We start from the raw sequence: 13,180 nt of genomic DNA on the forward strand, positions 1-13,180 counted from the left end.
GCACGCAGCCGCTACAAACAGCCGCTAAGGATTTAGCCATGATGAACACCCCCGTACCCGGGCTCATGCCCTCCCCCGCCCCGCAGGAGGTTGCCCTGCATCCGCAGGCGGTACAGGTGCGTGCCGATCAGCCCGCCGACCCTCACGCCATGCTGGGCGCCTTTGAGCAACTACTGGGCGGGTACGCGGCGGATGCGGGTGCGGCTGCGGAGCCTATCGCGCTGGTGGTGGGCACCTCCGGATCCACCGGAACCCCCAAACGCACCGCACTGACCGCGCGAGCTCTTGCCGCCAGTGCGGCAGCCACCGAGCAGTTCTTCGGCTCAAACTCCGATGCAGCATCGCAGTGGCTCCTGGCTCTTCCGGCGCACTATATTGCCGGCGCGCAGGTGCTCGCCCGCTCCGTACTCGCCGGTACCGCCCCGGTCATCGCCCGCTCCGTCATTGAGCCCGTGCACTTTAGCCCCGAGGTTTTTCTGCAGGCGGTTGAGCGAATGAGCTCGGCACGCAGGTTTATTTCCCTGGTACCGACCCAGCTACATAAGCTCCTTGAAAGCGCGGACGCCGATTCGCACCTGGGCGCTGATATTCACGAGGCGCTCAGCTCCTTCACCGGAATCCTGCTCGGAGGCGCCCCCGCCAGCGCCGACCTGCTCGCCGTCTCCACCGCTCTGGGGCTAAATACGGTGACCACCTACGGTAGTGCCGAAACCGCCGGCGGATGCGTCTACTCCGGCTCTGTTCTGCCCGGCGTGCGGGTGGAGCTCGTGCCCGAAGAAGGTATGCCCGCCGTGCCGGATATTGAGGGGAAGTCGGCGATTGAAGAGTCTGTGCAGGTGGGCCGTATTTGGATCAGCGGCGCGCACCTCGCCAGCGGCTACATTGGCGACGCCGCCCGCACCGCCGAGCACTTCTTCACCGCCGCCGACGGCACCCGCTGGTACCGCACCGACGACTACGGGCTGCTGAGCTCTGCAGCAGCTCCCAACAGCAACAAGAGTTGTAGCGAGCAACGCCTGCAAGCGCTCGGACGTAGCGACGACGTCCTCATTAGCGGAGGCGTAAAAATCTCCGCCCGCGCCGTAGCGACCGTCCTCGAAGAGCACCCCTCCGTACGCGAAGCCTGCGTAGTCGGCCTATCCGATGCCCGCTGGGGCACAGCCATCGCCGCCGCGGTCACGCTCGTACCTTCTGCCGGTGCCGCGGCTACATCTACCGAGAATAGCCCCACCCTGAACGAAGAACTCTGCGCCCTGCTACGTGCCCGCTGCGCCGAAAAGCTCGGTGCCCCCGCCGCACCCAAGCAGCTGAGCATCCTGCCGGATTTCCCGCTCACCAGCACCGGCAAGCCGGACCGCGCAGAAATATACAGTATCCTGGACAGAGACTATCGTCAGGGCTAAAGCAGGCTCATCCGCGGGTTTTCACCCCGCACACGCACCCGCCCGCATGCCCTGACCGTCACCGTCACAACCCGTCTCATCACAAAACCCACGCATCATACGCACTTAGACCCGGAAGGAACCCCCGTGGCAACTGCCGCCCAATGGATTGAAGGCGCTCGCCTGCGCACCCTGCCGCTCGCCGTCGCCCCCATTATTGCCGGCTCAGCTGCCGCCTACGAGGTCAACGAATTCAAGCCGCTCTACGCGTTCTTGGCGTTCCTCGTCGCGTTCTTCCTGCAGGTCGGCGTGAACTACGCCAACGACTACTCCGACGGCATCAAAGGCACCGACGAAGACCGCGTGGGTCCGCTACGCCTCGTCGGTTCCGGCGTGGCAAGCCCCCGCTCCGTCAAGTACGCCGCCTTCGCCTGCTTCGGTCTAGCGATGCTCGCCGGTCTTGCCCTGGTGGCTCTGGCGAACCAGTGGTGGTTCCTGGCGATTGGTGCCTCCAGCGTCTTCGCGGCGTGGGGCTACACCGGCGGCAAGCACCCCTACGGCTACATGGGCCTGGGCGACGTATTCGTCTTCGTCTACTTCGGTCTGGTTGCGACCCTGGGCACCCTCTACACGCAGGCGCACACCCTGACCCTGCTCGGCTGGGTTGGTGCTATCGGCATTGGTCTGATTTCCTGTGCGCTGCTCATGGCGAATAACGTGCGTGACATTCCCACCGACATTGAGGCGGGCAAGCTGACCATGGCGGTCCGCCTGGGCGAGCGCTGGTCGCGCATCACCTACATCGTGGAGATGGCGCTGGCACTGGGCCTGGGCGTGCTCCTGCTCGACGAGAACCCCTGGTTCCTGCTGATCTTCCTGCTTGTCGGCCCGACCATCCACTCCTGTGTGACCGTGTGGACGCGCGGCGGCCGCGAGCTGATTCCCTTGCTCAAGCAGGCGGGTATTGTGGCGCTCGCGTACTCCGTAATTCTTGCCCTCGCCGTGTGGCTGGGTTCGCTGGATATTATTAGCCACGAGGTTCAGGTGTTCACCGGCTACTAAGCCGACGTACGATTCTGCGCCGGATTGCCGCGCCATTACGCCGTTGGCGGGCACCCGGTTCACAGTTCCGCAATAACGCGGCGGTATGTCATAGTAGTGCTTATGATTCGAGCCATGCTGATTATTGGCGGCGCCGCCCTCATCGTGGGGCTGACCCTCTACACCCTCTTGGACGCCGTCCGCACCCCCGCACACGAGGCGCGAACCCTGCCCAAGTGGCTGTGGGTTCTCGTCACCCTACTCTTCCCCGTGGTGGGCCCGCTCATGTGGCTTATCTTGGGCCGCCCCAAGGCACTGCCCGCAGCACAGCCCGCAGCAGGTGCTCCTCGCCCAGGCTTCGGTCAGCGACGCAGCACCCCGGCGCCCTCGGTCTCTTCCCCCGACGACGATGAAGAGTACCTGCGCTGGCTCAAAGCAAAAGCAGAACGCGAACGCCGCAGCCGCGAGGCAGAATCGAACGACAAACAGGATTCCGAGCGTAAGGACCCCGAGTTTAAGGATCCTGAGGACGGCACCCCGAATCGGGGTAACGGGCAGAACTAGTCAGGACAGCTAGGTTTGAAGCTCCTGCACCCCTCAAGGTTTACAGAAAGAGGCTGTGAGCACATCCGTAACGGATGGCTCACAGCCTCTTACTATGCTCAAAAACAGCTTCAGGAACTAGCTACCGGATGTTTTAGCTACCGGGCAGCTGAATCACGCCACCGTACAACGGCGCAGCAGGCTCCGAATACCCCACAAAATGCGGCATCTCATGCTCAAAATCAGTGGTGCTAAACGCCAGAGTCGTAATCGACGCCAGGTTGCACTCACGAGCGCGCGGGTCATGCTGCAGCATGCGGCCCTCAACGCCCAGGCGAGTAATCCAAATCGGCAGCTGGTGCGACACAATAATCGCCTCCGCGCCCTCGCCGCCGTGCTCATAGGCGGTACGCGCCGCATCCTGAACAGCCGCCGCCATACGGCGAATCTGGTCCAGGTACGACTCACCCCAGGAGGGGCGCGCCGGGTTGTACAGCTTCATCCAGTGACGCGGGTTCCTCAGCAGCTCCTGCGCGTTCACGTGCAGACCCTCAAAGTAGTTATCCGCCTCAATGACGCGCTCATCCGGCTGCGCGGTCAGGCCCAGCAGTTCCTCAACCGGGGCGGCAGACTCACGGGTACGCTGCAACGGCGAGCAGACCAGATGCACGAAACGGGCACCGCGCTCAGCACGAGCCGCGAACTCCTCAGCGCTCAGACGCACCATCTGCTGGCCCTTATCGGACAGACGGTAGCCGGGCAGACGGCCGTACACGATACGCTCGGGGTTGTGCACCTCGCCGTGACGCATGAGGTGAACTTTAATGGTGGAAGTTTCAGTCATAATCTCAGTCTCTCAGATAGCGCGCCGCACCCCAAACAGGTGACCCGCATATACCCTCTACAAATACAAAACACGGCATAAAACCCAGCCCGCAAAACTGCAGAAACGCAAAAACCCCGCCTCTCCATACGGAAGGCGGGGCAAAAGAAGCCTATTTACTTCTTGTTGCGGCGCTGGTGGCGGGTCTTACGAAGCAGCTTGCGGTGCTTCTTCTTGGACATACGCTTGCGGCGCTTCTTGATAACGGAACCCATAGGATTTCCTCACTTTACTCGTACCCGGCCGAGCCATTCGACTCGGTAGCTACCCGGGGATATTTATACCGGTATAACCGATCCAAAACGCATTTTAGGCACAGAAATACCCTTGCGTTTTAGAGCGCTACCTACCTAGAGTACTAGGTTTACCCCCATTTTCACCATTCGAGAGCGGCTTTTCAGGAGTTTTCCCCTGAATTTCCGCTTTTCCCACGGGTATATCGAGGGTATCTCCGGGTCAAAATGGGGATTCGGCAGCCCTAACGGCGCTTCTTCTTCGACTTCTTCGAGCCCTTAGCGCGGCCATGAGACAACACCGAACCGGAAGAAGCTACAGCACCCTCAGAAGTGCTCTCCTCAGTCTGGAAGTCGGTCTCAACCGGCTCCTCAGCCGATTCCTGCGCGGGGTCCTCAGCGGGTTCTTCAACCGGCTCTTCTACAGAAGCCTTCTCAGCAGAGCTTTCCGCTGCGGATTCTTCCTCCGCTGCCGCGTGCAACGCCTTCAAACGCTCAGCGCGCTCAGCCTCGGCACGAGCCAGCGCCTCCTCGTCAATGACGGGCTGCTCGGGCTGGGGCTCAGGCTTCGTTTCAGCCTTCGCAGCCTGCTCCTTCACAGCTTGCTCCTTCTTAGCGCTCTCCTGGGCTTCATCGTGCTCAGGCTCGTACACATCCACACCAAAGAAACGCTTCATCTTCGAGAAGATACCGCGGCGCTCCTGAACCGGCTCCTCATGCGGAAGCTTCTCATAGGTGTCGTGGATGGTCGCAGCCGCCTCAAGACGAGTAGGCTCAGCAGGCTGAACGGCGGGCGCCTCCTGGCGCGCCGGAGCACGCAGAACCTTCTCAGAAGACTCAGCCTCCGCGGGCGCCGCAGCAGTCACGACAGCCGCAGAACGCGCGGTACGGGCAGGCGCAGTCAGAACCCTGCTACGGTCCACCGGCTTAATGATGGTCGCACGTACCGGAGAAATAATCTGACCGCTACGACGACGCGGAGCCGCCGCAGAAGCACGCAGAACCTTCGCGGGGCCCTCAGCCTCTTCCTGCGCGTACGCGGCAGGGAGGCTCGGCAGCTGACCGCTGGGAGTCTGCGAGCTGAGAGCCTGGGAGGCGGGTGCAGCCTGCGCTACCGGGGCGCTGCGGCGCGGGGTGCCGAAGCTCAGCGGCACATCCGGGCTCACCGAATGAGCGGCAGGCTGTGCGGTGGCTACGGAAGCCGCAGCAGGTGCGGGCTGAGCAACAGCGGGAATGGAACGTTCTACCTTGTCAGAGCCAGAAGTGTTAGAGCTAGAAAGAACCTCAGCAGGCTCATCAACCCGCTCCACAGGAGTCTCAGCAGCAGTCTCCTCAACGTAGACAATATCGCCCTCAGGCACCGTGTACTCCACGACAGAAGACGGAGCAGAAGCCTGAACAGGCTCAGCCGCAGGCTCCACAGAATCGGGTGCCGCAACGGGTGCATCTGCGGCGGGCAGAGCCTCCACATCAGCGAAGGACGGGTCATCCTGCAGCAAATCGTCAAAGTCATCAGCGGCGAACTCATCCACATCAACCGGCGCGAACTCAGACGCAATCGGCTCGCCCGGCAGGCCATTCGCCGAGGTCGCCTCCTGCTCCAGGTCAATACCGGCATCGGAATACATGCCGCGCAGCTGACCAATCACCATGGCACGCGCAGTCGCAGCGTCGCCAGCCTTCAGCGCCTCCGCAATAGCGCGACTCTCAGCACGCAGACGCTCAACAGCGCTACTCCACAGCGGCATACGACCCACCAGAGACAGCATCGACTCAAAACTCGGCTGACGCACCGACGCGAGCAGACCCACCAGCAACTCATTACCACCGCAACGCATCACCTGGTGGTGGAACGTCAACAGAAGCTCCAGGAAGTCACGAATCGACAGGTCGAAGTCTTCCATCTGCTCCAGGACCTCGTCCATCTCCGCGAAGGAGACGGTCTTCGGGTCAATACGCGCAATCGCCCAGCTTTCCAGCAGAATACGGGTCTGCACCAGGTCACGAGTCGGGTAACGCGAACTGGACATGTGCAGGCGCAGAGCGGCACTCGCGGCAGCGGCAGGCTCATCACTCAGGTGTACCAGCATTTCCTTGCCGCGGCCGTTGTACAGCTGCACCAGATCCATATCTTCCAGGGTGCGCAGAGCCTCGCGAGTGCGGGAACGACCCACACCAATAGCGCGTGCAATCTCGCTATCGCTGGGCAGGTCCTGACCCAGCTGAATATTGCCCTCGAACAGTTCGTTCTCGAGCCAGCGCAGAATTTTACGATGAATAGCCACGTGAATGCGTCTTTCGGTTAGATAAAGGTGAGTGAGAGTGTGTGTGCTTTATCGATGAGTTATGCCGGAGGTTGAACGGCGTCAGGGCGCGCCTTAGCGGCGGCGGCCACGCAGGAAGCCGAAGAGACCACCGCGGTGGGCGTCCTTCGCCTCGGTGTTGGTCGTCTCAGTGCTGGGGCGGTACACCGAATCGTAAGCGGGCATGGTCTGATACTCAGCCTCTTCAGAGGAGGGCTCAGACTTGCTTTCAGACTTGTCAGACTCTTCTACAGCGGTCTTCTCGGGGGCAGATTCTTCAACTGCTGGCTTCTCAGTAGCTACGGTTTCTTCAACCGAGGTCTTCTCCTCAGCCTTCTCCGAGGGCTTTTCGTCGGCAGTCTTCTCAGCCACCGCGGGCTCCTCGGCAGCAGGAGCTTCGGGGGTCACAGCAATAGGCTGAATCGAACCGCCCACAACCGCAGCCGGGTCAATACCGTAAGACACCGTAGCGGCAGGCTGAGCGATTACTACAGGCTTTTCCTCTACGACAGGCTTAGCCTCAGTGGTCTTGTTGGTCTCAGCGGGCTTCACCTCAGCGGATGCCGCCGGGGTAGCGGGCTGAACGGGGGTTGCCGACGCCGCGGGGGTCACCCCAGCATCGTAACCGTACGATGCGGGAGTGAAGGGGCGCATCGGGGTGCTATCCACTGCCTCTTCCTGCGGGGTAGGCTCAGTAGCTCCTGCCTTCTCAGCGACAGCTTCGGAAGCGGCACTCTCAGCAGCCTGCTCCGCAGGGCGCGAGTAAATGCGTGCGCTCGGGGTTAGGTACTGGGCGCGGGCGCGCTGGATGCGAGCCTGCTCGATTTCCTCGGAGGTGGGTGCCTCAACGGTGAGAGTTTCGGAGTCGGTCGCCTCGGGCTTCGGAGCACTCTTTTCGGAGGTCTTCTCGACCGGCTTCTCAGCTGCCGTCTTATCGGAGGCAGATGCAGTCACGCCACCGGGCAGTGCCACGGGTGCGTGCGCCTCATTGGACTGACGTGCAATCTGAACGGTCTCGTTGATCCACTCGGTCACGGTGGCGAATACATCCGGGTTCAGGGAGTAGAGGCGACGCTGCCCCTCCACGGTCACGGAGACCACATCTGCATCGCGAAGGACTTTCAGGTGCTTCGAAATGGTCGGCTGGCTCATGCCCAGCTTTTCAACCACTGCACCCACCGTGTGGGTTTGCTCAGCGAGAATACGCACAATTCGGCGGCGAGTCGGATCCGCGATGACAGAAAAAACATCAGAATGCATATAGCGATTATGACATATAAAGTGGCGCCTCAAGCTTAGAATGAGGGTGATGCAGAAATTACCTTCAAAAATTCTGAAAGAAGCCTGAGCACTAGCTCAAAATGCAGGATTGAAGGGGATAAAAGCATGAAGTGTCCGTCACATTGTAAGGGTACATATCTGTATCTCTTCTTGGGCATATGCTGATATTTCAACCCACCACAGTATATATACCGTAAAGAGCATATACACTCTTCCGCGCCTCATACAGAAAACCGCCCCTACGCCTTTGCCAAACTCACATATTGAGCGTCCAGCTATCAACACACTACCCCCTTTCAAAGCACCCGGCGCGATACACTAGAAGGCGTCAAAACAGGCACAAATCCGCCGCCCAACACACCAACACCCAGACACCCACTGAAGGAGGCGCATGGGACGCATACTCCGCCGCACCCGGCGCCGACATCACCATCCCCAGGGTCAGCTCAACCGCCGCTGGGACACCCTCAGCGGCACCACATCCGTGCCTCAAAAGCAGCAGGTTCACCGTAGCCGACGCGACCGCCTCGAGGCCGAAAACCTTAGCATCCTCACGAGCGTGCCCGGTATTGACCTCGATCGTCTGCTCGCCCTACGCGACCATGTGAGCGAAACCTCCGAGGTTCAGCGTAAGCGCGCCCCCATGGGGTTCAATCTGCAGACCCTCGAACGGTTCCGTGACTTTATTGACGTGACCGTTCTTGCCTCGCCTTCGCGCACCGCAATCACTGCGTTTCTGCTGGTCATCATCTTCTTTACGCTCACCTTGCTACTGCCCATCTCCTCCAATGATGGGCAGCCCGCGCCTTTCCACCACGCATTTTTTACCTCTACCAGCGCGGTGACCGTGACTGGCCTGACTACCGTCTCCACCGCCGAGCAGTGGTCCACCTTCGGTCAGGCAATGATTCTTCTCGCCTGCCAGGTGGGTGGCCTGGGCACGCTGACCATTACCTCCCTGCTGGCGCTGGCTATCGGCCGTAAGATGGGTCTGCGCACCAAGCTCATCGCACAGGAAGACCTGAACATCAGCCGTCTTGGCGAGGTCGGTGGCATCATCAAGAGCGTCTCCTATGCTTCATTCTCCATCGAGGCAATCATTGCGCTTGTGCTGATTCCTCGTTTCCTGACCCTCGGTGAAGACCCGTTCCAGGCGATCTGGCACAGCATTTTCTACTCCATCTCAGCCTTCAACAATGCAGGCTTCACCCCGCATTCCGACGGCATCGTGCCTTACGGTCATGACCTTTTCCTGCTCGTGCCCATCTGCATTGCCGTGTTCTTGGGCTCGCTTGGTTTCCCTGTTTTCATTGCGATTCAGCGCAACCCCTTCCGCCCCTCACACTGGCAGCTCACCGCAAAACTGACCATGGTCACCACCCTCTTCTTCTTCGGTTTTGGTGCCTTCTTCTGGGGTCTCTTCGAGTGGAACAACCCCGCCACCATCGGCGACTACTCCGCAGGCGACAAGGTTCTGAACGCCATTTTTGCTTCTGTAATGATGCGTTCGGGCGGCTTCAATCTGGTCGACATGAGCAGCATTACCCCCGTCTCCACGCTCCTGACGGACATGCTCATGTTCATTGGCGGTGGCTCCGGCTCGACCGCGGGTGGCGTGAAGGTCACGACCATCGCCGTGATTGCCCTGTCTATCCTTGCTGAGGCGCGAGGCGATCAGAAGGTTGTCGCGTTCAACCGCACCATCCCCGAGTCCTCCCTGCGTATTGCTATCTCCGTGATTGTTATGGGTGCTACCGTGGTAGGTGTCGGCACCGCGTCGATTCTGATTATTAGCGGCGCGGACCTCAAGGAAGTCATTTTCGAGGTCATCTCCGCCTTCGCGACCTGCGGCCTCTCGAATGGTCTCTCCTCCAGCCTGCCGCCGGCGGGTATCTACGTGCTCAGCGGCCTGATGCTCATTGGCCGTGTGGGCACCACAACCGCCGCGACCGGCCTGGCGCTGCGTTCACGCCGCCGCCTCTACAAGTTCCCCGAAGAAAGGCCCACCATTGGCTAGTGCACATAACGCCCCCGTCCTCGTGATTGGTCTGGGACGCTTCGGCTCCGCGGTGGCGGCCCAGCTGCGCCTGCAGAATAAAGAGGTTCTCGCCATCGAGAAGGACCCCGAGCTGGTGCAGAAGTGGTCCGGCGTGCTGACGCACGTGGTCTCCGCCGACGCGACCGATATCGACACCCTGCACCAGTTGGATGCGGACGATTTCGGCTCCGCCGTGGTGGGTGTGGGCACCTCCGTGGAGGCATCCGTGCTAATTACCGCGAACCTCGTGGACATTGGTGTGGAGCGTATTTGGGCGAAGGCTATTACCCCCGCGCACGGCAAGATTCTGGAGCGTATTGGCGCGCACCACGTGGTCTACCCGGAGGCGGACGCCGGCCGCCGCGCCGCGCACCTCGTCTCGGGCCGTCTGCTGGACTATATCGAGTTCGACGACGACTTCGCCATTGCGAAGATGCGCCCGCCGAAGGAGACCCACGGCTTTACGCTGGCGGAGTCGGATATTCGCGCCAAGTACGGCGTGTCCGTGGTCGGTATCAAGTCCCCCGGTGAGGATTTCACCTACGCGGACGCCACTACTCGTATTCACTCGCGCGACATTCTGATCGTGTCCGGTCAGGTGGACCTGATTGAGCGCTTCGCGGCGCGGCCCTAAAAGCACTTTTCCTCGCTGCAGCGGTTATCTTCCCCAGCTCTGCTGGTTTTGAGGAGCCCGCGAATATACATAGAAAACAGCCTCTTCCCGAAGTTCCGGGAAGAGGCTGTTTTCATAGTTTTGCCCAGTAGTTTTACCCAGTGCGGGCGGCGCTACCGAACGGTATTAGTCCCCGCTGGGTAGTTCCCGCAGGTTAGTCTTCGTCAGCGGTGTACAGCTTGCTCATTTCTGCCGAACGTTCCGCGCAGGCGCGCATCGCCTGTTCGGTCAGCTGGAAGAGGCCACCGTCCACGAAGGTGTTCAGCGCACGCTCGGTGGTGCCGTTCGGGCTGGTCACGGCGCGGCGCAGGGCGGGCGCATCCGGGTTGGCGTCGAGCAGGTAGCCCGCGCCGGCAACGGTTGCGCTGGCAAGCTTGAGGGCGGTGTCTGCGTCCAGGCCGAGCTTCTCGCCGGCGGCTGCCATCGCCTCCGCAAGCAGGAACGCGTATGCCGGGCCGGAACCGGAGACGGCGGTGACCGCATCCATCTGATCTTCGCGGACCTCAACGACCAGGCCGACGGTGCCCAGGACCTCTTCGACGAGCTTCTTCTGCTCGTCCTTCACGGTGTCGGTGGTGGAGATGGCAAGCACGCCCTTGCCCACGGAGGAGGGGGTGTTCGGCATACAGCGAACAATGGGCTGACCTGCGGGAAGGCAAGCAGCGAGGGTTTCGAGGGTCACGCCAGCAGCAACGGACACCACAACAGCGTTCGGTGCGAGGGCGGGTGCGATATCGCGGGCGAGCTCAACGATGCCGTAGGGCTTCACGCCGAGCAGCACGACGTCTGCGTGGGCGGTTGCCTTGTGGTTGCCGTCAGCTTCGCCGCCGGTGGTGATGATTTCTACCTTGTCGCCGAGGCGCTGGGCGAGGGCGGCACGAGATTCTTCGCTACGCACGGTGGCGCGGATGTGGGTGGGGTCGTGGCCGGCTGCGAGCAGACCTGCGGCGATGGAGCCGTTCATTGAGCCGGTGCCGAGAAAAGCGATAGTTGCGGTCATCGTTGATCCTTCCTAATGAGGTGCCTGCGCCCGGCGGCTACTTTGCACAGTGTGCGGCGGGTGCATGGAGGCGTACCCTTCCAGCTTAGCGGGTGCGGGTGGTTTGGGGCACACCGAACCAACGCGTGAAAGCCGAGAGTTGATGCGCCGACCCCGTGGGCGAGGCTCGTGTTGCCATCCGAAACCGGGTTTTCGCGTTGCCCCCCGTTGCTGAGGCGCAAAAAGCGCGGGCGTAAAATTAAATCGGCTTTGTCTCCCCCGATTTCGCTGCGGTTTCCATCCGGTTTGCGCCACGGCTTTCGCCGCGGTTCGCGCGGGTTGTGAAGCCTCCAACACCACACAGCACGCAACACACAAACCCCTTTTTCTATGTCTTCTCATACTGGTTCTTCCTCGAATTCTTCCCCGAATAGCCCGCAGAACCCTGCGGGTTTCCGTTCTTTTTCGTTTCGCTTCCTGCTGGGGCTGACCCTTGCCGCGCTGGTCACGGGCGTGTTCAGCGGCTTGGGCGCGATTGCTCTGCATTATGTTCTGGACTTTATGCAGGAGCTAACTTTCGGTCAGTCTGAGGGGCATCACCCGATGGTGACTGACGGCGCCGATCCGGCGCGTCGTGCCCTGGTTTTAGCAGCGCTGGGCCCGTTTGTGGCGCTGGTGTGGTACTACCTGCAGTCCGGTGGGCGGCGTGTGGTCGGCGTAAAGTCGCAGATTGCCGGTGCTACCGAGGAGGACCGTACCCCGTCGCTGTGGCGGCAGATTTCGCATTCGGTGATTCAGATTGTTGCTGTGGGTGCGGGCTCTCCTGTGGGTAAGGAGGTCGCGCCTCGTGAGCTGGGTGCTTTGGCGGCTGGCCGCACCTCGAATCTGCTGGAGCGTCTTGGTTTTGTGGGCGCTGATGGTGCCGCACTGTTGGGTGTTCGTGAGCGTAGTCTGCTGGTGGCGGCGGGTGCGGCGTCTGGTTTGGCGGCGGTGTATCAGGTGCCGATTGGTGGCGTGGTGTACCTTGTGGAGGCGATGGCTGTTGGTTTGAGCTTGCGGTCGCTGTATGTGGGTGCGGTGACGGTGTGGACGGCGACGGTCACGGCGAATCTGGTGATTGTCAATGAGCCGACGTACCCGGTGCCGCAGCTTCCGTTGGATGCGACGACGCTGACGGTGGCGGCGCTGACGGGTGTGGTGTTGGCTCCGTTGGCGTTGGGTTTTAGGGCGTTGTCGCAGCGTGCGGAGAAGTTGAAGGCGAAGGATCGTTCTCTGTTGTGGCGTATTCCTGTGGCGTTTGCGCTGGTCGCGGTGGTTTCGCTGTGGCTTCCGGAGATTCTGGGTAATGGTCGTCTGCTGACTCAGCACACGTTTAATGTGTCGTTGGATGCGACGGCTGGCGGTCTGTCTGCGGTGGCGGCCTGGTATGTGGTGGCTCTGTGCGTGGCGAAGGCTGCCGTGGTGCTGTTGAGCTTGCGTTCGGGCTCGTACGGTGGCACGCTGACGCCGGGTTTGGCGTTGGGTGCGGCGGCCGCGTTTAGCGTTGCGGCGCTGGTACTGTGGGCGTTCCCTGCTTTGGGAGGGGTGCCGGGTGGTGCGTCGATGGTGTTGTATGCGGCGGCGTTGACGGGTACGGCGGCGTTTTTGGGTGTGTCGATGAATGCGCCGTTGTCTGCGTTGACTCTGTTGATTGGTTTTACGGGTCAGGGTGCGAGTGCGTGGCTGCCGATGGCGGTTGCGGTGGGTACGGCGGTGCTGACCCGCTGGGCGTGGACGCGAGTGTTCGGAGCCAAGAAGTAGATTGCAGAAATAGGGGCGGCCCCG

Annotated in this window: 11 protein-coding genes; 6 read left to right on the plus strand and 5 right to left on the minus strand. The window is 61.4% G+C overall.

The features are described 5' to 3' along the window. Positions 1 to 38: 38 nt before the first annotated feature. The 3 genes from HMPREF2971_RS02465 to HMPREF2971_RS02475 all read left to right on the plus strand — a co-directional run bounded on the left by HMPREF2971_RS02465 (position 39) and on the right by HMPREF2971_RS02475 (position 2,987). Entirely contained in the window at positions 39 to 1,403 is a 1,365-nt protein-coding gene (locus HMPREF2971_RS02465; RefSeq protein ID WP_070691033.1) for an AMP-binding protein, read from the plus strand. Positions 1,404 to 1,529: 126 nt separating this feature from the next. After that, on the plus strand, positions 1,530 to 2,444 hold the full coding sequence (locus HMPREF2971_RS02470; protein ID WP_070691036.1) for a 1,4-dihydroxy-2-naphthoate polyprenyltransferase: 915 nt from the start codon (positions 1,530 to 1,532) through the stop codon (positions 2,442 to 2,444). Positions 2,445 to 2,546: 102 nt separating this feature from the next. Continuing rightward, a complete protein-coding gene (locus HMPREF2971_RS02475) occupies positions 2,547 to 2,987 on the plus strand; it encodes a PLD nuclease N-terminal domain-containing protein (RefSeq protein ID WP_049356260.1) in 441 nt (146 codons plus the stop codon). 133 nt (positions 2,988 to 3,120) lie between these two features. Here HMPREF2971_RS02475 and HMPREF2971_RS02480 read toward each other — a convergent pair whose 3' ends face one another. The 4 genes from HMPREF2971_RS02480 to HMPREF2971_RS02490 form a co-directional block, all read right to left on the minus strand. Beyond that, positions 3,121 to 3,810, minus strand: a complete 690-nt coding sequence (locus tag HMPREF2971_RS02480) for a histidine phosphatase family protein (protein WP_070691038.1) — start codon at positions 3,808 to 3,810, stop codon at positions 3,121 to 3,123. A 155-nt stretch (positions 3,811 to 3,965) separates the two neighbouring features. Next, entirely contained in the window at positions 3,966 to 4,064 is a 99-nt protein-coding gene (locus HMPREF2971_RS09080; protein ID WP_005504750.1) for a 30S ribosomal protein bS22, read from the minus strand. A 263-nt stretch (positions 4,065 to 4,327) separates the two neighbouring features. After that, a complete protein-coding gene (locus tag HMPREF2971_RS02485; protein ID WP_070691042.1) occupies positions 4,328 to 6,367 on the minus strand; it encodes a FadR/GntR family transcriptional regulator in 2,040 nt (679 codons plus the stop codon). Positions 6,368 to 6,460: 93 nt separating this feature from the next. Continuing rightward, positions 6,461 to 7,645 carry an ArsR/SmtB family transcription factor gene (locus HMPREF2971_RS02490; RefSeq protein WP_070691046.1) on the minus strand — a complete coding sequence of 395 codons (1,185 nt, stop codon included), beginning with the start codon at positions 7,643 to 7,645 and terminating at the stop codon, positions 6,461 to 6,463. Between the two features lie 412 nt (positions 7,646 to 8,057). On the opposite strand from HMPREF2971_RS02490, the gene HMPREF2971_RS02495 reads away from it, so the two are divergent. Both HMPREF2971_RS02495 and HMPREF2971_RS02500 read left to right on the plus strand, forming a co-directional pair. Further along, the gene (locus HMPREF2971_RS02495; RefSeq protein ID WP_070691049.1) at positions 8,058 to 9,683 is read left to right on the plus strand and encodes a TrkH family potassium uptake protein; all 1,626 of its coding nucleotides are present in this window, start codon (positions 8,058 to 8,060) and stop codon (positions 9,681 to 9,683) included. After that, the gene (locus HMPREF2971_RS02500) at positions 9,676 to 10,338 is read left to right on the plus strand and encodes a potassium channel family protein (protein WP_070691053.1); all 663 of its coding nucleotides are present in this window, start codon (positions 9,676 to 9,678) and stop codon (positions 10,336 to 10,338) included. The genes HMPREF2971_RS02495 and HMPREF2971_RS02500 overlap by 8 nt, the downstream gene beginning before the upstream one ends. Before the next feature lie 193 nt (positions 10,339 to 10,531). On the opposite strand, the gene proC is transcribed toward HMPREF2971_RS02500, so the two are convergent. Next, positions 10,532 to 11,377: a pyrroline-5-carboxylate reductase gene (proC, locus tag HMPREF2971_RS02505; RefSeq protein ID WP_070691057.1), complete on the minus strand. Its 846-nt coding sequence runs from the start codon at positions 11,375 to 11,377 to the stop codon at positions 10,532 to 10,534. 369 nt (positions 11,378 to 11,746) lie between these two features. On the opposite strand from proC, the gene HMPREF2971_RS02510 reads away from it, so the two are divergent. Further along, positions 11,747 to 13,156 carry a chloride channel protein gene (locus HMPREF2971_RS02510; protein ID WP_070691060.1) on the plus strand — a complete coding sequence of 470 codons (1,410 nt, stop codon included), beginning with the start codon at positions 11,747 to 11,749 and terminating at the stop codon, positions 13,154 to 13,156. The last annotated feature ends 24 nt before the right edge of the window (positions 13,157 to 13,180 follow it).

Origin of the sequence: Rothia sp. HMSC066G07 (assembly GCF_001814485.1) — a bacterium.
Lineage (GTDB): Bacteria > Actinomycetota > Actinomycetes > Actinomycetales > Micrococcaceae > Rothia.

Coding starts and splice junctions, on each gene's coding strand:
- HMPREF2971_RS02465 (WP_070691033.1), top strand. CDS start 39: ATGATGAACACCCCCGTACCCGGGCTCATGCCCTCCCCCGCCCCGCAG.
- HMPREF2971_RS02475 (WP_049356260.1), top strand. CDS start 2,547: ATGATTCGAGCCATGCTGATTATTGGCGGCGCCGCCCTCATCGTGGGG.
- HMPREF2971_RS02480 (WP_070691038.1), bottom strand. CDS start 3,810: ATGACTGAAACTTCCACCATTAAAGTTCACCTCATGCGTCACGGCGAG.
- HMPREF2971_RS09080 (WP_005504750.1), bottom strand. CDS start 4,064: ATGGGTTCCGTTATCAAGAAGCGCCGCAAGCGTATGTCCAAGAAGAAG.
- HMPREF2971_RS02490 (WP_070691046.1), bottom strand. CDS start 7,645: ATGCATTCTGATGTTTTTTCTGTCATCGCGGATCCGACTCGCCGCCGA.
- HMPREF2971_RS02495 (WP_070691049.1), top strand. CDS start 8,058: ATGGGACGCATACTCCGCCGCACCCGGCGCCGACATCACCATCCCCAG.
- proC (WP_070691057.1), bottom strand. CDS start 11,377: ATGACCGCAACTATCGCTTTTCTCGGCACCGGCTCAATGAACGGCTCC.
- HMPREF2971_RS02510 (WP_070691060.1), top strand. CDS start 11,747: ATGTCTTCTCATACTGGTTCTTCCTCGAATTCTTCCCCGAATAGCCCG.